Origin of the sequence: Streptomyces sp. NPDC015144 (assembly GCF_043079735.1) — a bacterium.
GTDB lineage: Bacteria > Actinomycetota > Actinomycetes > Streptomycetales > Streptomycetaceae > Streptomyces.
In genome coordinates, this window is record NZ_JBIBUU010000004.1 from 34,428 (window position 1) to 58,521 (window position 24,094).

At 73.3% G+C, this 24,094-nt stretch carries 23 protein-coding genes; 11 read left to right on the plus strand and 12 right to left on the minus strand.

The window, feature by feature from the left end:
- Window position 1: 1 nt before the first annotated feature.
- Window positions 2-1,309 carry a glycosyltransferase family 4 protein gene (locus ACF08W_RS09050; protein ID WP_352279367.1) on the minus strand — a complete coding sequence of 436 codons (1,308 nt, stop codon included), beginning with the start codon at window positions 1,307-1,309 and terminating at the stop codon, window positions 2-4.
- Between the two features lie 250 nt (window positions 1,310-1,559).
- On the opposite strand from ACF08W_RS09050, the gene ACF08W_RS09055 reads away from it, so the two are divergent.
- From ACF08W_RS09055 to ACF08W_RS09095, 9 genes are all read left to right on the plus strand, one after another.
- On the plus strand, window positions 1,560-2,171 hold the full coding sequence (locus ACF08W_RS09055; protein ID WP_352279369.1) for a TetR family transcriptional regulator: 612 nt from the start codon (window positions 1,560-1,562) through the stop codon (window positions 2,169-2,171).
- A 247-nt stretch (window positions 2,172-2,418) separates the two neighbouring features.
- Window positions 2,419-3,009, plus strand: a complete 591-nt coding sequence (locus ACF08W_RS09060) for a fasciclin domain-containing protein (protein WP_385204655.1) — start codon at window positions 2,419-2,421, stop codon at window positions 3,007-3,009.
- 242 nt (window positions 3,010-3,251) lie between these two features.
- Entirely contained in the window at window positions 3,252-3,602 is a 351-nt protein-coding gene (locus ACF08W_RS09065; RefSeq protein ID WP_352279372.1) for a DUF4190 domain-containing protein, read from the plus strand.
- Window positions 3,603-3,889: 287 nt separating this feature from the next.
- Entirely contained in the window at window positions 3,890-5,131 is a 1,242-nt protein-coding gene (locus ACF08W_RS09070) for a substrate-binding domain-containing protein (protein WP_392278892.1), read from the plus strand.
- A 3-nt stretch (window positions 5,132-5,134) separates the two neighbouring features.
- Window positions 5,135-5,926 (plus strand): ABC transporter ATP-binding protein, encoded by a 792-nt coding sequence (locus ACF08W_RS09075; protein WP_392278893.1) that lies wholly within the window; start codon window positions 5,135-5,137, stop codon window positions 5,924-5,926.
- Window positions 5,923-6,696, plus strand: a complete 774-nt coding sequence (locus ACF08W_RS09080; protein WP_352279377.1) for an ABC transporter ATP-binding protein — start codon at window positions 5,923-5,925, stop codon at window positions 6,694-6,696. The genes ACF08W_RS09075 and ACF08W_RS09080 overlap by 4 nt, the downstream gene beginning before the upstream one ends.
- Window positions 6,696-7,583 carry a branched-chain amino acid ABC transporter permease gene (locus tag ACF08W_RS09085; RefSeq protein ID WP_352279378.1) on the plus strand — a complete coding sequence of 296 codons (888 nt, stop codon included), beginning with the start codon at window positions 6,696-6,698 and terminating at the stop codon, window positions 7,581-7,583. Before ACF08W_RS09080 ends, ACF08W_RS09085 begins: the two co-directional genes overlap by 1 nt.
- A complete protein-coding gene (locus ACF08W_RS09090) occupies window positions 7,580-8,728 on the plus strand; it encodes a branched-chain amino acid ABC transporter permease (RefSeq protein WP_392278894.1) in 1,149 nt (382 codons plus the stop codon). The genes ACF08W_RS09085 and ACF08W_RS09090 overlap by 4 nt, the downstream gene beginning before the upstream one ends.
- Window positions 8,725-9,609, plus strand: coding sequence for an alpha/beta hydrolase (locus ACF08W_RS09095; protein WP_352279380.1), 885 nt, complete (start codon window positions 8,725-8,727; stop codon window positions 9,607-9,609). The genes ACF08W_RS09090 and ACF08W_RS09095 overlap by 4 nt, the downstream gene beginning before the upstream one ends.
- A gap of 4 nt (window positions 9,610-9,613) precedes the next feature.
- Here ACF08W_RS09095 and ACF08W_RS09100 read toward each other — a convergent pair whose 3' ends face one another.
- The 3 genes from ACF08W_RS09100 to ACF08W_RS09110 all read right to left on the minus strand — a co-directional run bounded on the left by ACF08W_RS09100 (window position 9,614) and on the right by ACF08W_RS09110 (window position 13,597).
- Window positions 9,614-11,599, minus strand: coding sequence for a helix-turn-helix domain-containing protein (locus tag ACF08W_RS09100; protein ID WP_385204636.1), 1,986 nt, complete (start codon window positions 11,597-11,599; stop codon window positions 9,614-9,616).
- Between the two features lie 237 nt (window positions 11,600-11,836).
- Window positions 11,837-12,658 (minus strand): 3-hydroxybutyrate dehydrogenase, encoded by an 822-nt coding sequence (locus ACF08W_RS09105; RefSeq protein ID WP_385204633.1) that lies wholly within the window; start codon window positions 12,656-12,658, stop codon window positions 11,837-11,839.
- A 102-nt stretch (window positions 12,659-12,760) separates the two neighbouring features.
- A complete protein-coding gene (locus tag ACF08W_RS09110) occupies window positions 12,761-13,597 on the minus strand; it encodes an aldo/keto reductase (RefSeq protein ID WP_392278895.1) in 837 nt (278 codons plus the stop codon).
- Window positions 13,598-13,874: 277 nt separating this feature from the next.
- On the opposite strand from ACF08W_RS09110, the gene ACF08W_RS09115 reads away from it, so the two are divergent.
- Window positions 13,875-15,347: a PHB depolymerase family esterase gene (locus ACF08W_RS09115; RefSeq protein ID WP_385204629.1), complete on the plus strand. Its 1,473-nt coding sequence runs from the start codon at window positions 13,875-13,877 to the stop codon at window positions 15,345-15,347.
- Window positions 15,348-15,404: 57 nt separating this feature from the next.
- On the opposite strand, the gene ACF08W_RS09120 is transcribed toward ACF08W_RS09115, so the two are convergent.
- From ACF08W_RS09120 to ACF08W_RS09150, 7 genes are all read right to left on the minus strand, one after another.
- Window positions 15,405-16,283, minus strand: a complete 879-nt coding sequence (locus ACF08W_RS09120; protein ID WP_392279058.1) for an urease accessory protein UreD — start codon at window positions 16,281-16,283, stop codon at window positions 15,405-15,407.
- A 59-nt stretch (window positions 16,284-16,342) separates the two neighbouring features.
- The gene (gene ureG, locus ACF08W_RS09125; protein ID WP_385205192.1) at window positions 16,343-17,005 is read right to left on the minus strand and encodes an urease accessory protein UreG; all 663 of its coding nucleotides are present in this window, start codon (window positions 17,003-17,005) and stop codon (window positions 16,343-16,345) included.
- A 94-nt stretch (window positions 17,006-17,099) separates the two neighbouring features.
- A complete protein-coding gene (locus ACF08W_RS09130) occupies window positions 17,100-17,798 on the minus strand; it encodes an urease accessory protein UreF (protein ID WP_392278896.1) in 699 nt (232 codons plus the stop codon).
- A 34-nt stretch (window positions 17,799-17,832) separates the two neighbouring features.
- Window positions 17,833-19,557 carry an urease subunit alpha gene (ureC, locus tag ACF08W_RS09135; protein ID WP_352279390.1) on the minus strand — a complete coding sequence of 575 codons (1,725 nt, stop codon included), beginning with the start codon at window positions 19,555-19,557 and terminating at the stop codon, window positions 17,833-17,835.
- Window positions 19,557-19,964 (minus strand): urease subunit beta, encoded by a 408-nt coding sequence (locus tag ACF08W_RS09140; RefSeq protein WP_392278897.1) that lies wholly within the window; start codon window positions 19,962-19,964, stop codon window positions 19,557-19,559. Before ACF08W_RS09140 ends, ureC begins: the two co-directional genes overlap by 1 nt.
- Before the next feature lie 28 nt (window positions 19,965-19,992).
- Window positions 19,993-20,298, minus strand: a complete 306-nt coding sequence (locus tag ACF08W_RS09145; RefSeq protein ID WP_352279394.1) for an urease subunit gamma — start codon at window positions 20,296-20,298, stop codon at window positions 19,993-19,995.
- A gap of 4 nt (window positions 20,299-20,302) precedes the next feature.
- Window positions 20,303-21,274, minus strand: coding sequence for an urea transporter (locus tag ACF08W_RS09150; RefSeq protein WP_392278898.1), 972 nt, complete (start codon window positions 21,272-21,274; stop codon window positions 20,303-20,305).
- 519 nt (window positions 21,275-21,793) lie between these two features.
- Here ACF08W_RS09150 and ACF08W_RS09155 point away from each other — a divergent pair.
- Window positions 21,794-23,416, plus strand: coding sequence for an alpha/beta fold hydrolase (locus ACF08W_RS09155; protein WP_392279059.1), 1,623 nt, complete (start codon window positions 21,794-21,796; stop codon window positions 23,414-23,416).
- 16 nt (window positions 23,417-23,432) lie between these two features.
- Here the strand turns inward: ACF08W_RS09155 and ACF08W_RS09160 are convergent, their stop codons facing one another.
- Window positions 23,433-24,056: a hypothetical protein gene (locus ACF08W_RS09160; RefSeq protein WP_392278899.1), complete on the minus strand. Its 624-nt coding sequence runs from the start codon at window positions 24,054-24,056 to the stop codon at window positions 23,433-23,435.
- Window positions 24,057-24,094 lie beyond the last annotated feature (38 nt).

The window sequence follows — 24,094 nt, forward strand, 5'->3', positions numbered from 1 at the left end:
GTCAGCGACGGCCGCCGGAGCGGGCCGCGATCGCCTCTCGGTACAGCTCGGCGGTGCCGATGGCGGCCCGCTTCCAGGTGAAGCGGGCGAGCACCCGGTCGCGGCCCGCGGCGCCGAGCCGGGCGCGCAGCTCGGGGTCGCCGAGGAGCCGGCCGAGCGCGTCGGCCAGGGCGCCGGGGTCGGCGGGCGGGACGGCCAGGCAGGTCTCGCCGTCGGGTCCGGCGACCTCGGGGATGGCGCCGCCGGTGGTGGCGACGAGCGGGGTGCCGGTGGCCATGGCCTCGGCGGCGGGCAGCGAGAAGCCCTCGTACAGGGAGGGGACGCAGGCGATCTGGGCGCCGCGCACCAGGTCGACGAGTTCGGCGTCGGTGATGCCCTTCACGAACTCGACGGCGTCCTGGAGGCCGTGCCGTTCGATGGCCTGGGCGACCGGCCCGTCCTCGGCCCGCTTGCCGACGACGACGAGGTGTGCGCGCGGGTTCCCGGCGCGGAGCTTGGCGAGCGCCTCGACGAGGTGGACCAGGCCCTTGAGCGGAACGTCGGCGCTGGAGGTGGTGACGATCCGTCCGGGCACCTCGGCGACCGAGGGGTCGGGCGACCAGAGGTCGGTGTCCGCGCCGATGTGCACGACGTGGACGCGGTCCGGGCGCACCCCGAGGTGGTCGACAATCTCCTGCCGGGAGGAGCCGGAGACGGTGAGCACCGAGGGCAGCCGGCGGGCGACCCGCTTCTGCATGCGGGTGAAGGCGTACCAGCGGCGCACCGAGGCGCGGCGGCGGCGGTTCTCGGCGGCGGCGAGCTCCAGTTCGCGGTCGACGGTGATGGGGTGGTGGATCGTGGTGACGAGCGGGGCGCCGAGGTCCGCCAACAGCCCGTAGCCGAGCGTCTGGTTGTCGTGGATGACGTCGAACTCGCCGCGCCGGGCCGCGAGATGGCGGCGGGCGCGGAGGCTGAAGGTGAGGGGCTCGGGGAAGCCGCCGGTCCACATGGTGGCGACCTCGGTCAGGTCGATCCAGTCGCGGTACTCGCCCCGGCCGGGGGTGCGGAAGGGATCGGGCTGGCGGTAGAGGTCCAGGCTGGGCAGTTCGGTGAGCGGGACGCCCTCGTCGAGCACCGGATAGGGCTGGGCGCCGATCACTTCGACGTGGTGGCCGAGCCGGGCGAGTTCGCGGGAGAGATGGCGTACGTAGACGCCCTGGCCTCCGCAGAAAGGATTGCCCTTGTAGGTGAGGAGTGCGATGCGCAACGGGCGGTCGCCGGACGCGCCGTCACCCGCGCGGGGGCCCGACTCTATGGCCTCAGCGGTCACACTCGGCCCCCTTCGTCACTGCGTTTCCGCCGGAGCGTAACCGCTCGCGCTAATCTAGAACAAGTTTCAGACTGGATCGTTCAATATCGTTCAATGAGCTACGAATCTACCGGCAGGTAGCGTCGGTGCAACGGCCGGATCAGGTGATTCGCGCCACGACCTGGCACGCTGGCATGCTGTGCGCCCCCGGGGGGCCGACAACGTCCCCCGCCGGTCGCGGACAGAAGCCATGAAGGGGGGACGGGGAGACATGACAGCGGAAGCCAGGCCTGCGTCGCCGCCCCTGACCGAACGCCAGGAGGCCCGCCGCCGCCGCATCCTGCACGCCAGTGCCCGGCTCGCCGGCCGGGGCGGCTTCGAGGCGGTGCAGATGCGGGAGGTCGCGGAGGACGCCGGGGTCGCCCTGGGCACGCTGTACCGCTACTTCCCGTCCAAGATCCATCTGCTGGTCGCGACCATGCAGGACCAGCTCCAGCACCTGCACTCCACCCTGCACCGGCACCCCCCGGCCGGGCGCGCCCCGGCGCAGCGGGTCGCGGACACCCTGATGCGGGCGTTCCGCGCGCTCCAGCGCGAGCCGCACCTGGCGGACGCGATGGTACGGGCGCTGACCTTCGCGGACCGCAGCGTGAGCCCGGAGGTGGACACCGTCTCGCGGATCACCACGGCGATCATCCTGGACGCGATGGGGCTGGAGGACCCGACGCCGGAGCAGCTGTCCGCGGTCCGGGTCATCGAGCACACCTGGCACTCGGCGCTGATCACCTGGCTGTCGGGGCGGGCGTCGATCGCCCAGGTGAAGATAGACATCGAGACGGTGTGCCGGCTGATCGACCTGACCCGGCCGGAAGAAGCCCCGTAACACCCGCCCGGTGGCCCGGGATGCGATCCGGAGGGATGGCTGCCAACCTGGTGGAGGTGCACGCCGTGCCCCGGTCCGTCACTCGGCCGGGCGCAGGGGGCCGGTGGAACGGACCCCGGAGCGGCACCCCGCAGGCGGGCCGCGCGGATGCCCCCCGCAGCGCCCCCACGTTCACGTACAGAACGTGCCAGGTGACGCGTCGAACGTCACTCATCCCACCCGACCCCTTCCAGAAGGGTCCACCGTCATGCAGATCCGTCGCTCCCACGCCTTCGTCGCCGCAGCCGCCGCGGTCCCGCTGATCATGGTCGGGATGGCTCCACTGGCGTCCGCCGACTCCTCGCCGAAGCCCGCCCACTCGGCCCAGACCTTCGGGACCGGCTGTTCGTCCCTGCCCACCTCGGGCAAGGGCAGCGCCGCCGAGGCGGCCAAGAAGAAGACGGGCGATGCCATCGCCGACAACAAGGACCTCTCCAAGCTCCACGACGCCCTGAAGAAGTCCGGTCTGGACAAGAAGCTGAACGACGCCACGCACGTCACGGTGTTCGCTCCGACCAACGCGGCCTTCGACAAGCTGTCCAAGACCGAGCTGGACTCCCTCATGAAGAACCCCGACCAGCTCAAGAAGGCGCTCGAGTACCACGTGGTCGACAAGAACATCACCCGCACCGACCTGGCCAAGGGCTCCTTCACCACCCTTGAGGGCTCCAAGCTCACGACCTCGGGCTCCGGCGAGAACTACAAGGTCAACGGCACCGCCACCATCACCTGTGGCGACATCGAGACCATGAACGGTCACCTCAACCTCGTCGACAGCGTTCTGATGCCGTCCTCCTGACGGGCCCTCGGACGCTCCGGGGCCCCGGGGCTCCGTCGGGGCGTGGACCGCCGGCACGGTCCACGTCCGGGCGGGGACCCGGGGCCCCGTCCGCCTGTTCCACGGAGTGCCCGAAGGCGGCGTTTAGCACAGGCGGTGACCGTACCGCTGCCGTTTCGCCACATTCCCCTCACTTTTTGGCTCGAACACGCGTTTAAGTGGCCTTTACCATGGCTGTGACCAGCACTTATCGAGAGGGAGACATGACTGACCAGTCAGGCATCGCAGGCGGCACCGCAGGGCCCCAGGCCCCGGGCGGACCCGGATTCGGCGTACAGCCGCCGGCCGGATACGGATACCCCGGCGGCGCCCCGCTGCCCAGCGGCAAGGCGACCGCCTCGATGGTGCTCGGCATCCTCGGCCTGCTGCTCATCCCGATCATCCTGCCGATCATCGCGCTGGTCCTCGGCATCTCCGCCAAGCGGATGGCCGACCGGGGCGAGGGCGGCGGCCGCGGCCAGGCGGTCGCGGGCATCGTGATGGGCTGGATCGGCGTCGGATTCGCCGCCCTCGGCATCATCGCGGCCACGATCCAGGCCTTCGCCGCGATGTAACGGGCCCCCGCCCGCATCCCGCGCACCGCCGCGCCGGGGACCCGTACGATCCGGTTCCCCGGCGCGGCTTTCGCGTTCCCGGGCGCGGAGTCCGGCGTACCGGGGCGGGCTTCCGGGTAGCCGTACGCGGGCCGGCGCGTACCGGCATGCGGCTTTCGCGTTCCGGCTCCATGTGCGGCACCCACATGGGCATCGCGCCAGGTGGGGCGCCCGGCACCATATCGACGGCGGCGCGGTGTTCATACGGTTCGGCGACATCCCATGAACACGCCGAGGAGCCGGTCACCATGCGTCGCAGAGCCACGGGCATCCCCCGTCACCGCGGATCCCTCTCCACCGCCCTGTCACTGGCCTGTGCCGGTCTGCTGCTGGCCGGGTGCACCGCCGCCGGGACGGCCGGTGAGAGCGGCTCGGGCGGGGACGCCGAGGACTCCACCGTCAAGGTGGGGCTCGTCTACTCCCGGACCGGGCTGCTCGCGGACTACGGGAAGCAGTACCGGGACGGCTTCATGGCCGGCCTGGACCACGCCACCCACGGCACCCGCAAGGTGGCCGGGCACCGCATCGAGGTCGCCGAGCAGGACGACGCGGGCGACCCGGGCAAGGCGGTCGCCGCGGCCAAGACCCTGATCGGCAACGGCTACAAGGTCCTCGCGGGCACCACCGACTCCGGGGTGGCGCTCCAGATGGCGCCGCTCGCCGCCCAGAACAAGGTCCTCTACATCAGCGGGCCGGCCGCCACCGACGCGGTGACCAGCATCAACGACTACACCTTCCGCTCCGGCCGCCAGTCCTACCAGGACATCCTCACCGCCGGATCGATGCTCGGCGACGCCAAGGGCAAGAAGGTCACGGTGCTGGCCCAGGACTCCACGTTCGGCCAGGCCAACGTCGCCGCCGTCAAGGCGGTCCTCGGGGCCGGGGGTGCGAAGGTCGGCTCCGTGATGGCCCCGCCCAGCGCCACCGACCTGACCCCGTTCGCCCGGCAGGTGAAGGCGGGCCGGCCGGACCTGGTCTTCGTCGCCTGGGCTGGCTCGACCGCACCGGCCCTGTGGACCGCGCTGGACCAGCAGGGCGTGCTGGAGGCGGGCAAGGTCGTCACCGGGCTCGCCGGGACCGCCTCGTACCCGGTCTTCGGGGAGGCCGGCACCAAGGTGTCGTTCCTCGCGCACTACTTCCCCGGGGCGGGCGGCGGCAACGCCGTGGAGAAGACCATGCTCGACGCGGTCACGAAGGCGGGCGGCACCCCCGACCTGTTCACCCCGGACGGCTTCACCGCCGCGCAGATGGTGGTGCGGGCGATCGAGGAGGGCGGCACCTCCGACACCGCCGCCATGGTCAAGGCCCTGGAGGGCTGGAGCTTCGACGGGGTGAAGGGCAAGGAGCAGGTCCGGGCCGAGGACCACGCCTTGGTGCAGCCGATGTTCGTCGCGAAGCTCAAGGGGAAGGGCGCCACCGCCACCCCGGAGCTGGTGGACACCGTGCCCATGGCCGAGGTCGCGCCGCCCGTGAAGCCCGCGGCGGGCTGACCGATGGCCGCACCGGACACCACCGCGCCGCGCGCGGGGACGGCCCCGGACACCGCCCCGGTGCTCCGGCTGGCCGGAATCGGCTGGAGCGTCGGCGGGGCGACGATCGTCGAGGACGTCTCCCTGAGCGTCCGCGAGGGCGAGTTCCTGGCTTTCATCGGCCCCAACGGGGCGGGCAAGACCTCCCTGTTCAACCTGATCAGCGGGGTCACCGCCGCCACCTCCGGCACCATCGAGCTGGACGGCGCCGATCTGACCGACCGGCCCGCCCACGCGCGGGCCCGGCGCGGCCTCGGCCGCACCTTCCAGACGTCCAGCCTCTGGCCGGGCATGAGCGTCGCCGAGCACGTCCGGCTGGCCGCGCAGGCCGCCGGGGGCGGCTCGCACCGGCTGTGGCGGCGGGCCCCCCGCTTCACCGCCGAGGTGGACGGCGTACTGGAACGCACCGGCCTCGCCCACCGGGCCGGGGCCACCGCAGCCGAACTGTCGCACGGCGAGAAGCGCAAGCTGGAACTGGCCGTGCTGCTGGTGGGCGAACCCCGGCTGATGCTGCTCGACGAGCCGATGGCCGGGGTCAGCGCCGAGGAGGTCCCCGCCCTCACCGAACTCATCCGCACCCTGCACCGGGACGAGGGACGCACCGTCCTGATGGTCGAGCACCACATGGACGTCCTGCTGGGCCTGGCCGACCGGCTCGCCGTGATGCACCACGGCCGGCTGCTCGCCCTGGACACCCCCGAGGCGGTCACCGCCGACCCCACCGTCCAGCAGGCCTACCTCGGGGAGGGGCTGTGACGGCCGGACCCCTGCTCTCCGTACGGGACCTGCGAGTCCTGATCGGCGGGCGGCACATCCTGCACGGCGTCGACCTGGACGTGGCCCGGCACGGGGTGACCGCCCTGCTCGGCCGCAACGGCGCCGGGAAGACCACCACCGTGCGCGGCGTCCTCGGTCTCGTCCCGCGCACCGGCAGCGTCCGGCTGGACGGCGAGGAGACCGTGGCGATGCCCACCCACACCGTGGTGCGGCTCGGCATCGGCTACGCCCCCGAGGACCGGGGGATCTTCGCCGGACTGACCGTCGCGGAGAACCTGCGGCTGGCCGAACGGCGCGGCGCGGAGGGGCCCGCGTACGGGCTCGTCCACGAGCTGTTCCCCGAACTGGAGCGGCGCGCCTCGCAGTTGGCGGGAACCCTCTCCGGCGGGCAGCAGCAGATGGTGGCGATCGGCCGGACCCTGCTCAACGGCAACCGGCTGATCATCGCCGACGAGCCCACCAAGGGGCTGGCCCCCAAGGTGGTCACCGAGGTCGCCCAGGTGCTGGAGCGGGCCGCCGAGGCGGTGCCGGTGCTGCTCGTGGAGCAGAACCTCGCCGTGGTGCGGCGGCTGGCCCGGCACTGCGCGGTGCTCGCCGACGGCCGCACCGCCCACCAGGGCCCGGCCGACGAACTGCTCGGCGACGCGGAGAAGGCCCGGCGGCTGCTGGGCGTCGGCCACGGACCGGCCGCCAAGGTCTCCGCGCCCGGACCGGCCACCGATCCACCGTCGCGGGAGGCGGATTCCTGATGTCCACCGTCGTACTGCTCACCATGACCGGACTCGGTCTGGGAGCCCTCTACTTCCTGATCGCCTCCGGACTCTCGCTGATCTTCGGCCTGATGGACGTGCTCAACTTCGCGCACGGCGCGCTGCTGTCGATCGGCGCGTACGGCACCTGGTGGGCGGCCTCCGGTCATCTGCCCGGCGCCGGCCCCGGCGGGGCGGGCTTCGTCCTCGCGGTCCTGTTCGGTACGGCGGTGGGCACCGCGGCCGCCGTGCTGCTGGAACTCGCCGTCGTCCGCCCGCTCTACACCCGGCCGCGCGAGCAGGTGCTCGCCACGGTCGGGGTGGGGCTCGCCGTTCCCGCGCTGCTGTCCGGGATCTGGGGCTCGGACGCCCGCACCTTCCCCGGGCCGAAGGCGCTGTCCGGCACCTTCGAACTCTTCGGCGCGCAGGTCCCCGTCAACCGGCTGGTGCTGGTCGGGGCGGCCGTCGTGGTGCTGGTGGCGCTGAAGCTCTTCCTCGGCCGCACCCGGCACGGGCTGGTCGTCCGGGCCGGGGTCGAGGACCGGGCGATGGTCACCGCGCTCGGCATCGACGTACGGAAGGCGTTCACCCTCGTCTTCGCGATCGGCGGCTGCGTCGCCGCGCTCGGCGGGGCACTCGGCGGGCTGTACTTCGGCTCCGTCGACCCCCGGCAGGGCACCTCGCTGCTGATCTTCGCGTTCGTCGTGGTGGTCACCGGCGGCATGGGCTCGGTGAGCGGCGCCGCCGTGGCGTCCGTCGTCATCGGCCTGGTCCAGCAGTTCGCCAACTACTACACCGCAGCGGGCCTCGGCGACCTGGCCGTCGTGGTCCTGCTCGCCGCGCTGCTGCTCGTCCGGCCACGCGGACTGACCGGGAGGCTCGCGTGAGCACCGTCACCGAGACACGTCACCCCGCCCGCGAGGAGGCCGCCACCGGGCGCGCCCCCGGGAGCGCCGCCCGGCTGCTGCGCCGCTGGTGGCCGGCGGCCGCCCTGCTGGTGCTGGCCGTCGCCCCGTTCAGCGCGCTGCCGCTGCCGGGGCTGCTGGACGGGCCGCTCGGCAGCCCGGGAAGCCTGCAACTCCTCGCCACCTGCCTGCTGTTCGGGGCACTGGCGACCGGCTACGACCTGCTGCTGGGCCGGACCGGACTGCTCTCCTTCGGGCACGCGCTGTACTTCGCGGCGGGCAGCTACGCCACGAACATGTTCCTGCTGGAGGCGGGGCTGCCGTTCGCGGTGTCCGCGCTGCTCGGCGTCGCGTGCGGGATCGGACTCGCGCTGGTGCTGGGCTCGGTGAGCCTGCGGGTCACCGGCATCGGCTTCTCCATGGTGACGCTGGCGTTCGCCCAGGCCGGGTCGATCCTGGTCTCCCGCAACCCCGGCGGGCTGACCGGCGGCGAGGAGGGCCGGGCGGCCCCGGCCGAGCTGCTGCCGTCCGGGCTCGTCGGCATCGGGAACACCGCCAACCTGTACTGGCTGGCCCTCGGATACCTCGTGCTCACCCTCGCCGTCGTCCACTGGGCGGTCAACTCCCCCACCGGGCGGGTCTGGGAGGGCATCAAGGAGAACGAGCGCCGGGTGGAGGTGCTGGGGCTGAAGCCGTACGGGTTCAAGCTCACCGCCTTCGTGCTGGCGGGCGCCCTGGCCGCGCTCGGCGGTCTGGTGCACCTGCTGCTCACCGGCGGCTCGACCCCGCAGACCACCACCTCCGACTTCACCCTGTCGCTGCTGGTGATGGTGGTGCTGGGCGGCTCCGGCACCCGGTGGGGGCCGATGGCCGGCGGCATCCTCTACACCTGGGCCGACCACCGGCTCGGCGACCTGGCGGGCTCGGGCGCGGTCGCCGATCTGCCGGCGGTGCTGCGGGTGCCGCTCTCGCAGCCGCTGTTCCTGCTCGGTGTGGTGTTCGTGGCCGTGGTACACCTGCTGCCCGGCGGTCTGGCCCGGCTGCCGTCCCGGCTGGCCGCGCTGCGCCGCCGCACCACCGACACCCCCGCGGACGGCGGGGCCCGGAAGGAGAACGCACGCCCATGACCCCGTACGAAGAGATACGAGTGCCCGTGACCGGGGGCGATCTCGCGGTGCTGCGGTGGCCGGCCCGGGAGCCCGGCGCCCCGGTCGTCGTCGCCCTGCACGGCATCACGGCCAACGCCCTGTCCTGGGGGCCGGTGGCCCGGCTGCTGGACGGCCGGGTCACCCTGGTCGCCCCGGACCTGCGGGGCCGGGCCGGGAGTGCGGCGCTGCCGGGCCCGTACGGGATCCCCGTGCACGCCGACGACGTGGCGGCGGTGGCCGACGCGGTGGCGGGGCCGGGCCGGGTGGTGCTGGCGGGCCATTCGATGGGCGCCTTCGTGGCGGCGCTGGCCGCCGTCCGGCACCCGGACCGGTTCGGGCCGCTGCTGCTGGTGGACGGCGGGGTCGGCTTCCCCGCCCCCACCCACCTCTCCCCCGACGAGCTGCTGACCGCGGTGATCGGCCCGGCCATGGACCGGCTGTCGATGACCTTCCCGGACCGGGCCGCGTACCGCGCGTTCTGGCAGGCGCACCCGGCGTTCGCGGGCGGCTGGTCGGCGGAGGTCGACGCGTACATCCAGCGCGACCTGACCGGCCGGGAGCCGGAGCTGCGCTCCTCCTGCCGGATCGAGGCGGTACGGGACGACGGGATCGGCCTGTTCGCGGAGGAGGTGCTGGCGGCGGTGCGGCGGCTGCCCGTGGACGCGACCCTGCTGTGGGCGCGGCGCGGTCTGATGGACGAGGACCAGGGCCTGTACGACGAGGACCGGCTGGCGGTGGCGGACCTGGGCGGTACGCGGGTGACGCCGGTGCCGGTCCCGGACGTCAACCACTACACCCTGCTCACCGGGGAGGCGGGTGCCGCGGAGATCGCCGAACGGCTGGTGAAGGCGGCCGGCTGACCGCTCAGGCCCTCCCCTGTTCCGCCCCGCCCGTCAACAGGTGCAGACGGAGGGCGAGTTGGAGTTCCAGGGCTCGGTCCGGCGCATTCCAGTCGTGGCCGAGCAGCACCTGGACCCGGTCGAGCCGCTGCACCACCGTGTTGACGTGGACGTGGAGTTCGTCCTTGGCCCGGACGAGGCTGCCCCCGCAGCCGAAGTAGGCGGCGAGGGTGCGGACCAGGTGGGTGCCGCGCTGCGCGTCGTACTCCAGGAGCGGGCCGAGGGTCGCGGTGACGAAGCCCTCGACGTCCTGGGCGTTGCCCAGCACCACGCCGAGGAAGCCGAGTTCCTCGACGCAGGCGCCCTCGCCGGTGCGGCCGAGGGCCCGCATCGCGCGCAGGCAGCGGGCGGCCTCCCGGTGGGCGTCGGCCAGTCCCCGGGCGCCGCGCGCCGGGCCGGTGGCGGCGACGGTGACGGGGGCCTGGGCGAGCTGGCCGAGCTGGGCCGCCGCCGCGCGGGCCGCGTCCCCGGCCGGCGGGGTGCGCTCCCCGGCGTCGATCAGCAGCACCACGGTCCCGGCGTGCTCGGCGCTCACCCCGTGGACGTCGCCGCCGAAGAGATAGCGCACCGCGGCGGGGGCGAGCCGTCCCCGGGGGCCGCCCTCGGCCACCAGCAGCAGGTGCGGGCGGTCCAGGTCGACGCCGAGGCGGCGGCCGCGTTCGGTGAGCCCGGCCGGGTCGCGGTCGGCGTCGGTCAACAGGTCGGTGATCAGCTCGCCGCGCACCCGGTTCTCGGTCTCGGCGACCGTGCGCCGCAGCAGCAGGAGGAGCCCGGTGACCACGGAGGCCCGCTCGAACAGCCGCCGGTCGGAGTCGTCGAGCGGCCCGCGCCGGTGCAGGACCAGCCCGGCCAGCAGCTCCTGACCGGCGAGCACGGCGCAGATCCACCGGCCGTCGCGCTGCACGGCGCGGGCGCCGGTGCGGGACGCCTCGGCGGTCTCGGCCAGCCAGCCCGCGTCCATGCTGTCGGCGGCGAAGTCGCCGCCGTCGGCCCGGACGGCGGCCAGCGGCCGTCCGACCGGGTCGTGGATGGTCAGCGGGGAGTCCAGCAGCCCGGCGACGGCCGTCGCGACATCGGCGACGTCCCCGCCGCGCAGCACCAGGTCGGTGAGCCGGTCGTGGGACTCCTCGGCCCGCCGCATGGCCGCCGAGTGGGCGTGCACCGCCGCGTTGGCCTCGGCCAGTTCGGCGTTGGCCCCGGCCAGTTCGTCCAGGGCGGAGCGGGTGTCGGCCAGGGCACGGGCGGTGTCGATGGCGATCGCGGCGTGCGCGGCGAGCGAGCAGAGCAGCGCGACCTCGTCGGGGCTGAAGACGCGGGGCGCCCGGTCGGCGGCGAAGAGGACGCCGATGACCTTGCCGGTACCGCCCCGGCTGGAGCCGAGCAGCAGCGGTACGCCGAGGATGGCGACGAGCCCCTCGTCGAGCACCCCGGCGTTGATGTTGCGGGTGTGGTGGAAGCGGTCGTCGGTGCGGTAGTCGTGGGTGGCGTACGGGCGGGCGGTCTGCGCGACCAGTCCGCCCAGCCCGTGGCCGAGTTCCAGGCGCAGCCGCTGGAAGACCATCGAGACGGAGCCGTCGGTCACCCGCATGTAGGTGTCGCCCGCCTCCTCGTCGGGGAGCGTGAGGTAGGCGGTGTCGGTGCCCAGGAGCATCCGGGCCCGGCGGACGATCGCCTTCAGCACCTCGTCCAGGTCGCGGGAGGCGGCCAGGTCGCCCGCGGTGTCGAAGAGCGCGGTGAGCTGGAGTTCGCGGCGGCGGTGCTGGCGCAGGGCGCCCCTGATCCGCAGCGCGGTGGCGGTCGCCCGCTCCACCTCCGCCAGATCGCCCGCCGCCACCCCGGCGGCGCGGGCCCGCGAGGAGACGGCGCCCAGCTCCTCGGCGGGGGCGTCGTCGGCCAGCAGGTCGAGCAGGTGGCGCAGATGGGGCGCGGCGGAGGCGGGCGGTTCAGACATGAGGGCCGGTCTTCTCGGGGGCGGGGGCCAGGGGGCATGCGGCCCCTGGTCGGCGGGGGTCTAGGACCTGTCTTCAAACTGCCGTCGTCCGGCCGGAGGCCGGGCCGTGCGGTGTCCGGTGCGTGCGATCGCAAGGCGGAGGGTCGCTCCGATACTGGATGTATCGGGGTGACCCCGACAACGCGGCGAGCGTGCGTGCCGGGCGCCGCACGGCAGGCGGCAGTTTGAAGACAGGTCCTAGTGGGCGGTCCAGCCGCCGTCCATGGAGAGCGAGGTGCCGGTGATGTGCCCGGTGCGCGGTCCACAGAGCCAGAGCACGGCCTCGGCGACGTCCTCGGGCTCGATCAGCCGCTTGATCGCGCTGCGCTCCAGCATGACCCGGCCGACCACGTCCTCCTCGGAGATGCCGTGGGTGCGGGCCTGGTCCGCGATCTGGTTCTCGACCAGCGGGGTGCGTACGTAGCCGGGGCAGACGCAGTTGCTCGTCACCCCGTGCTCCGCCGCTTCGAGCGCGACCACCTTGCTGAGTCCCTCCAGTGCGTGCTTGGCCGTCACATAGGCCGATTTGTAGGGGCTGGCCCGCAGGCCGTGGACGGACGAGATGTTGACCACGCGCCCCCAGCCGCGTTCGTACATGCCCGGCAGGGTCCGGCGCAAGATGCGGAAGGGGGTTTCCACCATGACGCGCTGGATCAGGGCGAACCGGTCCGGCGGGAAGGTGTGTACCGGGGCGACGTGCTGGAGCCCGGCGTTGTTGACCACGATGTCCGCGTCGGCGGGCAGCGTCTCCACCACCTCGGGGTCGGAGAGGTCGGCCACCCACGCCGTCCCGCCGATCTCCGCCGCGAGGCTCCGCGCGGCCTCCTCGGCCCGGTCCACCACATGGACCCGGGCGCCCGCCGCCGCCAGGGCCTGGGCGCAGGCCCGCCCGATTCCGCTCGCTCCCCCGGTGACCAGGGCGGTGCGCCCGGTGAGGGGGTGGTCGGCGGGGTCGGGCGTGCCGGGCGGCGGGGCGGTGGGCGGGGCGGCCTGGGCGGCCGGGCGCTGGGGAGTCTCCATGGCCGTCACGGTAGGGAGACCGGGGCCCGCGTCACACGGCGCCGACGCACACACCGGGGTACCCCGGCATGGTGGCGGGCCACACGGGACCGCGCCGCCCGCTCAGTGCGCCGCCCCGGTCTCCGCGGCGACCTTCCGCAGCGCGGCCTGCCGGGCGGGGGTGCCGGGGTGGTCGTACTCCGGGCCCAGCGGCTTGTCGTCGCGGACGTAGGCCCCGGCCAGCAGCGGCGAGTACGCCACCGGCACGAGCGCGGGCTCGGCCCGCAGATAGCTGAGCAGGTCCCCGGCCGCCACGCCCTCCTGCCCGTCCGGGGAACGCCAGCTGGGCTGGTCGGTACGGCGGCGCAGGTAGGTGTGGTGGTACTGGAGGACCTCGTACCCGGGCAGCCCGGCGTCGGCCGCGATCCGGCGGGCGCGCTCCACCTGCCAGGCCCAGTGGTTGCTCACCCCGAGCAGTCCGACGGTGCCCTCGGCGACCAGTCCGGCGAAGGCCCCGACGGTCTCCTCCAGCGGTGTGGCGCGGTCCTGGACGTGCGCGTAGAGCAGGTCGATCTTCTCGACGCCGAGGCGTTCGCGGCTGCGTTCCGCGGATTCCCGGACCACGTCGGCGGAGAGGCCGACGATGCCCTTGGTGAAGTCGGTGGCGGGGACGGTGGGACGGGCGCCGAGCTTGGTGGCGATGACGATCCCGTCGCCGACGCCCCGGCTGCGGCGCCAGCGGCCGAGCAGTGCCTCGCTCTCGCCGCCCCGGGTGCCGTCGACCCAGAACGCGTAGTTGTCGGAGGTGTCGATGAACGTCCCGCCCGCCTCGGCGTAGCGGTCGAGGATGGCGAAGGAGGTCGCCTCGTCGGTGAGGGTGCCCATCAGCATGGCGCCGAGGCTGAGCACACTCACCTCCCGGCGGGTGGCGGCGTCGGTGCCGATGGTGCGGTAGCGCATGGTGGTCCCCTCGTCAACGGCCCGTTCCGGTCAGGGCGTTGGCAGGGAGTCTGCATGTTGGAGTGCGCTCCAGCGCAAGGGCGGACCGGTCCGGGGCGGCGCGGGGCGGGATCGCGCAACGGGGGCGGCGCACACTGCCCGGCCCGGGGTGTGTCCGCCGGGCCCATGGGCCGCCGGTGGGGCGGCCCGTAACGTCCGCACGCATCCCCACCCCCGTACCGTCCGCCGGGCCGTGCCTTCCCCGGGCCGCGCCCGCTCCCCCACCCAGGAGGTCTCCGTGCGCCCACCGATCCTGCGACGCCTGCTCGGGCGCGTCGCTTCCACCGCGGCGCTGGCGCTCGTCGCCGCGTTGCTGAGCGTGGCCGGGACCGCGCGCCCGGCCGTGGCCGCCGGCGGTCTCCAGCAGGTCACCGGCTTCGGCTCGAACCCCGGAAACCTCCAGATGTACGCGTACGTCCCCGAGGGGCTGCCCGCGAACGCGCCGCTGGTGGTGGCGCTGCACGGCTGCACCCAGACGGCGAACGACTACTACACCGGCTCCGGCTGGCCGAAGTACGCCGACCAGTGGGGCTTCGCGGTGGTGTTCCCGCAGACCACGGCGGCCAACAACGCGCTGTCCTGCTTCGGCTGGTTCGATCCGGCGGAGAGCGGGCGGGGCCGGGGCGAGGCCGCCTCGGTCGCGCAGATGGTGGAGTACGCGAAGCAGCGGTACGGCTCGGACGGCGGCCGGGTGTACGTCACCGGCCTGTCGGCGGGCGGTGGCATGGCGGCCGATCTGCTGGCCGCCTATCCGGACGTGTTCGCGGGCGGCTCGATCGCCTCGGGGCTGCCCGCCCAGTGCGCGACCAGCCAGGTCGGGGCCTCCTCCTGCCAGTCGGGGTCGGTGAGGCTGACGCCCGCGCAGTGGGGCGACAAGGTGCGCGGCTCCTACCCCGGGTACGCGGGCCCCTGGCCCCGGGTGGCGATCTGGCAGGGCACCGCCGACTACACGGTGAACCAGGCCAACGCGACGGCCCTGCGGGACCAGTGGACGGACGTCTGGGGCATCGGCCAGACCCCCTCGGCCACCGACACCCTGCCTGGCAGCACGACCCGCACCACGTACGACGACGCCTCGGGCCGCCCGGCGGTGGTGACGTACTCGCTCGCCGGAATGGGCCACGGGCTTCCGGTGAGCCCCGGCTCGGGCGCCGACCAGTGCGGGGCGACCGGGGCGTACTTCCTGAACACGATCTGCTCGACGTACCACACGGGCGTCTTCTGGGGCCTGGACCAGGGCGCCCCGGGCGGCGGCGGGGACGGGCTGCCCGCCCCGTCCGGGCTGCGGGTCGCCGGGGTCACGGCAAACAGCGTCTCGCTGACCTGGGACGCGGTGGAGGGCGCGGCCTCGTACGCGGTCAGCCGGGACGGTGCGCGGATCGCCTCGCCGACCTCGGCCTCGTACACCGACACCGGTCTCGCCGCGGGCAGCAGCCACCGCTACACGGTGACGGCGCTGGACGCGGCGGGCACGCCCGGCACCGCCTCGGCCGCGGTGACGGCGACCACCACCGGCTCCGCGCCCGCCCGCTGCTTCACCGCCACCAACTACGCGCACGTGGTCGCCGGACGGGCGCGCACCACGGGCGGTTTGGTGTACGCGGAGGGCTCGGGCGACGCGATGGGTCTGTACAACGTGTTCGTCACCCACACCCTGCGGGAGTCCCCGGCGGGGTACTTCACCCTCGCGGACAGCGGCTGCGCGGCCTGAGTCACGGACGGCCGGGCGTCGGCCCTCCTCGGGAGGGACCGGCGCCCGGCCGCCGCGTCACGCCTTGCGCAGGTCGGGGGCGGGGACGCCGATGAGCAGTCGGCGCACGGCGTTCCAGGCGGTGCGCATCGCGCGGTGCAGGGCGGGCGGGTCGCTGCCGACGATCCGGACCCAGGCCCCGCAGTCCTCGGGCAGGGTGCTCACCCCGAAGGCCGGACCGGCCGGGCCCAGCGCCTCGTACAGCGCGTCGGCGATCCGTTCGGCGGGGGCGAGCGGGCTGACCGCGTACAGCGTGGCCATCAGGTCGTGCCCGGCGAAGACGGCCGGGCCGGTGACTCCGCCGGGCCCGTGCGGGTCGAGCCGGACGCTGTCCACGGCCAGAAGCGTGCTGTCCGGGCGGAGGATCTCCAGGTCGCTGAAGAGCATCCGGTAGGCGTGCCGTTCGCCCCGGGCCAGCCGGCCGGCCGTGATCGTCTCGCCGAGCAGCAGGGTGGCGGTCGGATCGACCGTCGCCCGGGTCTGCTGGTAGAAGCGGGCGTCCCGGTAGGGGATCACCGGATCCGGCAGGTACTCGACGTAACTCCCCTTCTGGGCAAGCAGGTTGACGACCTGGGTGGCGTGGTCGAACTCCATCCGGTGCACCTTGGTGGCGGCCTGGGTGGTCAGGTGCAGGGCGGTGCCGGGGCCGCAGTCGATGTCGATCCGGTTGCGGTCGGCCTGCACGATGCCGCCGCCGGTCGACATCAGGTACGTCACCGGGAGGTCCGGCCGTTCCGGGTCGACGTAGAGCGGGCGCATGATCTGGAGCGGCGACTTCTGGTACCGGTCGACGAGTTCGGTGCGTCCGTCGACCCGGGCGTAGCGGAGTTCGAGCAGGCCGACCTTGCCGGGGCGCCCGGCGGCCAGGGTGTCCGGGGTGCCGGTGAGGTCGAGCATCCGGGCCGGTACCCGGCGGGGTTCGTAGTGCGCGGGATCCAGCCGCGCGAGCGCCCGGTTCACGCGGAGGCCGTCTCCGGGGCGGACTCCGCGACGCCCCGGGCGGCCTCGTGGGCCAGTACGAAGTCGGCGATGGCGCCGAGTCCGTCCCCGGTGAGCGAGTTGGTCAGCACCACCGGGCGCCCGTCCCGGACCCGGTGCGCGTCGGCCTCCATGGTGTCGAGGTCGCAGCGTACGTAGGTGGCGATGTCCACCTTGTTGATGACGAGCAGGTCGGACTCGGTGATGCCGGGGCCGCGCTTGCGGGGCATCTTGTCGCCCTCGGCGGTGTCGAGCACGAAGAGGAACAGGTCGACCAGGGCCGGGCTGAAGGTGAGGGTCAGGTTGTCGCCGCCGCTCTCGAAGAGCAGGGTGTCCACCTCGGGGAAGCGCTCCATGAGTTCGTCGGCGGCGGCCTGGTTCATCGTCGGGTCGTCGCGGACGGCGGTGTGCGGGCAGGCGCCGGTCTCCACGCCGACGATCCGGTCCTCGTCGAGGATCCCGGCGAGGGTGCGGCGCACATGGGCGGCGTCCTCGGTGGTGAAGATGTCGTTGGTGATGACGGCGGGGGTCCGGCCGCGTTCGATCAGTACGGGGACGAGCGCCTCGATCAGCGCGGTCTTGCCGGAGCCGACCGGTCCGGCGACGCCGACGCGGAGCACGCCGTCCTTCGGCCGGCGCATGAGGGCGTCGAGGTCGTGGTGGTGGTGTCCGCGGGCCTGCATGGGGTCGTGCATGGGGTGGTCCTGTCTGCGTGTGGGCGGGGGGGGGTTGGGGTCAACTGGCGAAGAGCCGGGCCTCGGCGCGTTCGTGGCGGCCGGCCATGATGTCGGCGACCGGTACGCAGCCGCCGAGGTCGGCCGCCTCCCTGCTCAGGGCGGCCTCGACGGTCTCCTCGATCACCGGGGCGGCGCCGTGGAGCACGACCTGCGCCCTGCGGTGGTCGGTCAGCCGCAGCCGCAGGGCGGCCCCCACGAAGCTGGCCGCGAAGGCGAACAGCTCGCAGGTGACCGCCTGGCGGACCGGCAGTCCGTTGCCGGCGTGGACGACGGCGGCGACGACCGGCTGGCAGCCGGGTACGGCGCCGTCCCGGTGGAGGCCCCGGTACCGCTCGATCGGCTCGGTGCCGTACACCTCGGCGGCCAGGTCCAGCAGTTGCCGCCCGGTGCGGACGGCGGCCTGCCGGGCCTCCCGCCCCAGCTTGGTGGCGTGCAGCCGCCGCTCCACCGCCACCAGTTCCGCCCAGTCGCCGGCGGTGACCGCGCGGTGGGCCAGGGCGAGGGCGGTGGCGTCGGACGGGCCGACGCCGTGGCGCAGCAGGTCGTGCAGGAGGGCCGGCAGTCCGCCCGGGGTGACCGCGCGGGCCTGCTGGAAGCCCTCCAGACCGTGCGAGAGGGTGTAGTAGCCGCTGGGGAAGGCCGAGTCGGTGAGCTGGAGCCCGGTCAGCAGGGCCGGGATCGGTATCGGGTCGTTCACACCGGTGCACCGTTTCCGTTCGGACGATTCGTTCTCAGACGATGTAGAAGAGGTGGTTGAGCGGGAGCCGTTCGGCGGGCTCGATGGTGGCGGGCTCGCCGTCCACGGTGACCTTGTACGTCTCCGGGTCCACCTCGATGCGCGGCAGCGCGTCGTTGCGCACCATGTGCTCCTTGCCGATGGTCCGGCAGCCGCGTACGGGCTCGATGCGGCGGCCGAGCCCCAGCTCCTCGGGGACCCCGGCGGCGATGGACGCCTGCGACATGAACGTCACGTTGGTGCGCTGCGCGGCGCGGCCGTGGGTGCCGAACATCGGCCGGTAGTAGACCGGCTGCGGGGTCGGCAGGGAGGCGTTGGGGTCGCCCATCAGCGCCCAGTTGACCATGCCACCCTTGATGACGAGCCTCGGCTTGGCGGCGAAGGAGTGGATCGGCCAGAGCACGATGTCGGCGAGCTTGCCGGGCTCCAGGGAGCCGATCACGTCCGCCGCGCCGACCGCCCGCGCCGGGTTGATCGTCAGCTTGGCGAGGTAGCGCAGGACGCGGGCGTTGTCGTTGCGGGAGCTGTCCTCGTCGAGCGGGCCGCGCATGTCCTTGCAGTGGTGCGCGGTCTGGAAGGCGCGCAGGAAGGACTCGCCGACCCGGCCCATGGCCTGGGAGTCGGAGGAGAAGATGCTGATGACGCCGAGGTCGTGCAGGACGGTCTCGGCGGCGATGGTCTCGGCGCGGACCCGGCTGTCGGCGAAGGAGACGTCCTCGGGGATGTCGCGGGAGAGGTGGTGGCAGACCATCACCATGTCCAGCAGTTCGTCGACGGCGTTGACCGTGTACGGCAGGGTCGGGTTGGTGGAGGCGGGCAGCACGTTGGCCTCGCCGGAGACCCGGATGATGTCGGGGGCGTGGCCGCCGCCCGCGCCCTCGGTGTGGAAGGTGTGGATGGTGCGGCCGTCGATCGCCGAGAGGGTGTCCTCGTAGAAGCCGCCCTCGTTGAGGGTGTCGGTGTGGATGGCCATCTGTACGTCGTACTCGTCGGCGACCCGGAGCGCGGTGTCGATGGAGGCGGGAGTGGCGCCCCAGTCCTCGTGGACCTTCAGCCCGGCGACGCCCGCCTCGACCTGTTCGCGCAGCGCCTCGGGGAGGCTGCCGTTGCCCTTCCCGAGGAGCCCCACGTTGACCGGCAGGTCCTCGACCGCTTCCAGCATGCGGTGGATGTTCCAGGGGCCGGGGGTGCAGGTGGTGCCGTTGGTGCCGTCGGTGGGGCCGGTGCCGCCGCCGAAGAAGGTGGTGATGCCGTTGGAGAGGCCCTCCTGGGCCTGCTGCGGCGCGATGAAGTGGATGTGCGTGTCGACGCCTCCGGCGGTGGCGATGAGGTGTTCGCCGGATATCACCTCGGTGCCGGGGCCGATGACGAGCTTGGGGTCGACGCCGCTCTGGAGGTGCGGGTTGCCGGCCTTGCCGACGCCGACGATGAGCCCGCCGCGGACGCCGATGTCGCCCTTGACGACGCCGAGGACCGGGTCGAGGACCACGACGTTGGTGATGACGAGGTCGAGCGCGCCCTCGCGGTTGAGCGCGGCGGGGTCCTGGGCCATGCCGTCGCGGATGGCCTTGCCGCCGCCGTAGACCGCCTCCTCGCCGTAGGAGCCGGCGTTGTGGTCGTACTCGACCTCGACGACCAGGTTGGTGTCGGCGAGGTGGAACCGGTCGCCCACGGTGGGGCCGAACAGGTCCGTGTACTGCTTGCGCGGGATGATCGCCATCAGATCCGGTCCTCTGCTTCGTTCTCGGTGGCCGGCTCGGGGTGTACGAAGCCGAGTTCGGCGGCGCGGCGGAGCGCGTTGCGGCGGGTGTCGGGGGCGGTCAGCCCGCCGTCGACGAGCCCGGCGAATCCGACGAGCCGTCCGGTCCCGGCGAAGGCGCAGAGCTCCACCTCGCGGGTGTCGCCGGGCTCGAAGCGCACGGCGGTCCCGGACGGGATGTCGAGCCGCATGCCGTAGGCGGCCTCGCGGTCGAAGCGCAGGGCGCGGTTGGTCTCGAAGAAGTGGTAGTGCGAACCGACCTGTACGGCCCGGTCACCGGTGTTGGAGACGGTGATCCGGGTCCTGGCCCGGCCGGCGTTGATCTCCACGGGGTCGTCCCCGTAGAGGTAGTGGGCTCCGCCCGACATGTGTATCTCCTCGTGGTGGTGGGGCGTCTCAGGCGCTGATCGGGTCGTGGCAGGTGACGAGCTTCGTCCCGTCGACGAAGGCCGTCTCGACCTGGAGGACGGTGAGCATCTCCCGTACGCCGGGCATGACGTCGTCCCGGGAGACGACCTGGCGGCCCAGCTCCATGCACTCGGCGACGGTGTGGCCGTCGCGGGCGGCCTCCAGCACGGCCTCGGTGATCAGCGCGGCGGCCTCGCTGTAGTTGAGCTTGGTCCCGCGATCCCTGCGGCGCCGGGCCAGGTCGGCGACCACGTAGACGTGGAGCTTGTCGATTTCCCGGGGTGCGAGGTTCATGACGTCACGTCGCTTTCTCGAAGGAGATGCCGGGCCGGTCCAGTACCGGTCCCGCGGCCAGGAAGAGCCAGGTCGTCACGGTGAACGGCCAGGTGAAGGGGGTGGTGCCGAACGACTGGGCGAACACTTCCCAGGCGGCGGCGAAGGGAACCGTGGCGGCGGCGGCGAGTGCCGCGTACCCCGCGGTCCAGACGGTGGGGGTCAGGAAGACGGCTCCCAGGGCGACGGCGCAGAGCACCGCGTTGTAGCCGTACAACCCGTCGGTGATCGAGGCGGCGGGCAGTCCGGCCGCGCAGGCCGTCACCAGTGCGACGGCGCTGCCGGCCACCGCGGCGAGCGCCGCGGTCCGGGAGGCGACGAGCAGACCGGCGAGCACGATCAGGCCCGCGTACCAGGTGTCGAGGAAGAAGATCTGGCCGATGTTGGCGCAGAGCGCCCGCCCGGCATCGGCAGCGCTCAGCCCGGTGAATCCGGGCACGCGCGCGGTCGCGCCGACGGTGACCGGCCCCTTGGACAGCGCGACCGTCAGGGCGCTGACGACCAGACAGTACGGGGCCGTCAGCACGGGCAGCCCGAGGGGCGTGAACAGCCTTCCCACCGCCCCGCTCAGCACGGCGCAGACCGCCGCCGCGAGCACGACCAGGACGGCCGTCCGCCACGAGGCGCCGAGCCGGAGCATCAGGGCGAGGCCGGTCAGGCAGCCGCAGTAGCCCTGGAGGCCCTGCGCCGCCCCCGTCCGGTCGGCCCCGAGCAGCGCCCCGGCCCCGGTGGACGCGACGGTCCCGAGCAGCCCGAACACCCCGAGCCGCCATCCGCCGGTGAACAGGGCGAGCGCGAAGAGCAGCCCGGACCACGGACTGCCGACGAGCACCACCTGAGCGATGCCGCGCAACTGCGCCGCCCCGGCCCCCGGAACCGTTCCGTCACGGGTAAGTACCCGGCCCCGTATCCGCACCGCCTGTTCTGCTGCGGGCACGTCTTCTCTCCTTTGAGACATGACTGAGACACGGCGAATAAGGGCGCGCCGAATTCATCCACATCACCTCGTCCGGAGGATGTGGATCTTGATCAACAATCTGTTGAGACGGTACGCCCGACCGTGACGCAAAGGCATCGGCGCAAGGCGATTGCGGAGTGCGATCAACAGGCAACTCACAGCCATAACCCCAGGCCGAAGCCCAACCGCCCCACTCGGGCAACAATCCGGAACCACCTGATCCGCGGATTTCTTGATCAGAGATTGAACATTCCGCGTCCACTTTTTGACCGAAAGATAAGCCCCACAAAGGCACTTCACCCCTTTCCCTCCGCCGCGACCCCCGACGCCGCCCACAACACCCGCATCCAGACCGCATGTACCATGCACGTATAAAATTCGACAAGAAAATTAGGTTAAATTCCGGCACAAGGGAATCGACCCGGCACCCGCCATGGATCCCCGGCGTACCATCCGCCCCCGCCACGGGCCGGAGGCGGCCATGAGTGAATGGGGGGCATGCTCCTCGACTTCACGCACATCCACGGCGGCGAACGGCTGAGCGGCGTGCACGGCGGCGAGCCGTCCAGGGCCACCGCCGTACTGCTGCACGGTGCGGGCACCGGCAGCAAGGAGCGACTGCTGCCGCTGGCACGGGAGTTCGCGGCCCACGGCTGCCGGGCGGTCGCCTTCGACTTCTCCGGGCACGGCGGGAGCACCGGGAAGCTCCCCGAACTCAGCCTGCGGCACCGGTTCGAGCAGGCGGTCTCCGTGATCGACGCGTACGCGGGGCCGGACGGGCCACTGGCCCTGGTGGGGTTCAGCATGAGCGGGCAGACGGTGGCCGATCTCGTCCGGCACTACGGGGACCGGGTGGCGGCGCTGGGGCTGTGCGCGCCCGCCGTGTACGCCGCCGAGGCGTGGGACGAGCCCTTCGGCGACGGGAACGGCCGGTTCAGCGAGATCATCCGGCGGCCGGGCAGTTGGCGGGAGGCGCCCGCGTTCGAGGCGCTACGGGCGTACGAGGGCCGGGCGGTGCTCGCCGTACCGGGCACGGACGAGGTGATCCCGGCGGCGGTGACGGAGGCCGTCCAGGAGGCGCTCGCCGCACGCGCCCAGTACACCCGGTTCGATCTGCCGGACGCGTCGCACCAGTTGGGCCTGTGGTTCCGTGACCACACCGACGACTGCCGGGAGTTCGTGACGGCGGTGCTGACCGGCCTGGGCGACCGGGGCTGGACGGCGACCCGCGCCTGGGTGGCCGCGCAGCTCGGCCCCGGCCGCTCGGTCACCGGCTCCCGCCCCCTGTCCGGCGGCTGGAGCGCCCAGATGCGCCGCCTCACCCTCGACGACGGCACGGACCTGGTGCACCGCACCTTCGTGAAGCCTTTCTTCCGCCGCCACGGGCCCGGACTGCTGGACCGCGAGGCGTCCGTCCTGACCCTGCTCGCCGGGGAGGGCTCCATCCCCGCGCCCCGCCTCGTCGCCGTGGACGCCACCGCCGAACACTGCGACCACCCGGCCCTGTTGATGTCCGCGCTGCCGGGCCGGGTCCGCGTCGACGGGGACGACCTCGACCGGCGCCTGGACCTGCTCGCCGCCCAACTCGTCCGCGTCCACGCCGTCGTCCCGGCCGTACGCCCGCGCACCTACCAGGCGTGGACGCCCCCGGAGCACCTCCGCACCCCGGACGGCCCCCTGTGGGAGCGGGCCCTGGACCTGCTCCGCGGCGATCCACCGCCGTACGAGGGCCGCTTCCTGCACCGGGACTTCCACCCCGGCAACGTCCTCTTCTCGGGGACCGGGCCCGACCTGCGGATCACCGGCGTCGTCGACTGGGTCGAGACGTCGTGGGGCCCCGCCGACCTGGACGTGGCGCACTGCTCGACCGCGCTCGCCCTGCTGCACGGACCGGCGTACGGGCTGGACTTCCGCGACCGGTACGAGGCCCGGGGCGGACACGGCCTCGCCGACGGCCCCGACCACCTGTACTGGCGGCTGCTGGACGCCCTGCACTACTGCCCCGACGCGGCGAAACTGGCCGGCCCCTGGCGCGAACTGGGCCGGACCGACCTGACGCCCGGGGTACTGGCGCACCGCCTGGAGGCTTACGTGGAGGGCCTGTTGAGCCGCTACGCCTGACCGGGCGTCGGCCGCCTCACGCCTTGGCGTGCCTGGCGCGGACCACGGCGCGGGCCTCGGCGAGGAGTTGGAGGGCGTGCTCCCGGTCCTGTTCCAACGCGTGGTCCACGCCGTCGACGGTGACCGTGAGCAGCGCCGTCCCCTCGTCGGCGTTCGCCTGGAGCCTGCCGCCGACCAGGAAGGCGTCGGGCGGGTCGGCCCGGTAGACGACACAAATCTTCCCGGGGCCCCGGAAGGTCTTGGTGACCCCTGCGGCGGTCGTGTCGCGGCAGTGCTCGCCGGCGTAGTCGTCCGAGCCGACGCGGCGCTCCCAGTCGAGGATCTCCAGCGAGACCTTCGCGGCCGTGCGGTGCGGCCCGTCCGTCCCGTACCCCGCCTCGACGGCCGAGACGAACACCACGCACGACCCCTTTCCGTCCTTGAAGCCCCCGACGGCCTGGTCGAAGTCGTTGTCACCGAGCGCCGTGGCCACCGTCTCCGCCTTGAGGTAGTGCCCGCACCGCTTCTCCACCCCCTGGGCCAGCGCCTTGCCCACCGCGGGCTTCGCGTCCCCACCCCCTCCGCCGCCGCACCCGGCCACCAGCGCCGACACCACGGCCACCACCCCGACCAGAGCCAACCCCTTGCGCGCCCGAGCCATCCCGTCTCCCCTGTCGTTCCGACGCACCCCGACTCCCC

What these genes read in the sequence shown, in the direction of transcription:
- ACF08W_RS09055 (WP_352279369.1), top strand. Translation starts at nt 1,560, where the DNA reads ATGACAGCGGAAGCCAGGCCTGCGTCGCCGCCCCTGACCGAACGCCAG.
- ACF08W_RS09060 (WP_385204655.1), top strand. Translation starts at nt 2,419, where the DNA reads ATGCAGATCCGTCGCTCCCACGCCTTCGTCGCCGCAGCCGCCGCGGTC.
- ACF08W_RS09065 (WP_352279372.1), top strand. Translation starts at nt 3,252, where the DNA reads ATGACTGACCAGTCAGGCATCGCAGGCGGCACCGCAGGGCCCCAGGCC.
- ACF08W_RS09070 (WP_392278892.1), top strand. Translation starts at nt 3,890, where the DNA reads ATGCGTCGCAGAGCCACGGGCATCCCCCGTCACCGCGGATCCCTCTCC.
- ACF08W_RS09075 (WP_392278893.1), top strand. Translation starts at nt 5,135, where the DNA reads ATGGCCGCACCGGACACCACCGCGCCGCGCGCGGGGACGGCCCCGGAC.
- ACF08W_RS09085 (WP_352279378.1), top strand. Translation starts at nt 6,696, where the DNA reads ATGTCCACCGTCGTACTGCTCACCATGACCGGACTCGGTCTGGGAGCC.
- ACF08W_RS09095 (WP_352279380.1), top strand. Translation starts at nt 8,725, where the DNA reads ATGACCCCGTACGAAGAGATACGAGTGCCCGTGACCGGGGGCGATCTC.
- ACF08W_RS09100 (WP_385204636.1), bottom strand. Translation starts at nt 11,599, where the DNA reads ATGTCTGAACCGCCCGCCTCCGCCGCGCCCCATCTGCGCCACCTGCTC.
- ACF08W_RS09105 (WP_385204633.1), bottom strand. Translation starts at nt 12,658, where the DNA reads ATGGAGACTCCCCAGCGCCCGGCCGCCCAGGCCGCCCCGCCCACCGCC.
- ACF08W_RS09110 (WP_392278895.1), bottom strand. Translation starts at nt 13,597, where the DNA reads ATGCGCTACCGCACCATCGGCACCGACGCCGCCACCCGCCGGGAGGTG.
- ACF08W_RS09120 (WP_392279058.1), bottom strand. Translation starts at nt 16,283, where the DNA reads ATGCTCGACCTCACCGGCACCCCGGACACCCTGGCCGCCGGGCGCCCC.
- ureG (WP_385205192.1), bottom strand. Translation starts at nt 17,005, where the DNA reads ATGCGCCGGCCGAAGGACGGCGTGCTCCGCGTCGGCGTCGCCGGACCG.
- ureC (WP_352279390.1), bottom strand. Translation starts at nt 19,557, where the DNA reads ATGGCGATCATCCCGCGCAAGCAGTACACGGACCTGTTCGGCCCCACC.
- ACF08W_RS09140 (WP_392278897.1), bottom strand. Translation starts at nt 19,964, where the DNA reads ATGTCGGGCGGAGCCCACTACCTCTACGGGGACGACCCCGTGGAGATC.
- ACF08W_RS09145 (WP_352279394.1), bottom strand. Translation starts at nt 20,298, where the DNA reads ATGAACCTCGCACCCCGGGAAATCGACAAGCTCCACGTCTACGTGGTC.
- ACF08W_RS09155 (WP_392279059.1), top strand. Translation starts at nt 21,794, where the DNA reads ATGCTCCTCGACTTCACGCACATCCACGGCGGCGAACGGCTGAGCGGC.
- ACF08W_RS09160 (WP_392278899.1), bottom strand. Translation starts at nt 24,056, where the DNA reads ATGGCTCGGGCGCGCAAGGGGTTGGCTCTGGTCGGGGTGGTGGCCGTG.